Annotated in this window: 1 protein-coding gene; it reads left to right on the top strand. The window is 48.1% G+C overall.

The genetic code is table 11. The features are described 5' to 3' along the window. Window positions 1-466 (top strand): sigma 54-interacting transcriptional regulator (locus K0039_RS25220; RefSeq protein WP_228106872.1); only part of this gene is annotated, 466 nt, incomplete at both ends.

Raw genomic sequence — 466 nt, 5'->3', positions numbered from 1 at the left:
AATTCGCGGCGGGCAAAGGGGCCGTTCATTAAAGTCAACTGCGCGGCGCTGCCGGAATCGTTGCTCGAAAGTGAACTGTTTGGTCATGAAAAAGGTGCATTTACTGGTGCACAAACCTTGCGTCAGGGATTATTTGAACGAGCCAACGAAGGTACTCTGCTCCCCGACGACATTGGCGAAATGCCGCTGGTACTACAAGCCAAATTACTACGCATTCTACAGGAACGGGAATTTGAACGGATTGGCGGCCATCAGACCATAAAAGTTGATATCCGCATCATTGCTGCCACCAACCGCGACTTGCAGGCAATGGTAAAAGAAGGCACCTTCCGTGAAGATCTCTTTTATCGCCTTAACGTTATTCATTTAATACTGCCGCCTCTGCGCGATCGCCGGGAAGATATTTCCCTGTTAGCTAATCACTTTTTGCAAAAATTCAGTAGTGAGAATCAGCGCGATATTATCG

Origin of the sequence: Terrisporobacter mayombei, assembly GCF_020748465.1 — a bacterium.
Lineage (GTDB): Bacteria > Bacillota > Clostridia > Peptostreptococcales > Peptostreptococcaceae > Terrisporobacter > Terrisporobacter mayombei.
This window is presented reverse-complemented; position numbering and strand designations above follow the sequence as displayed.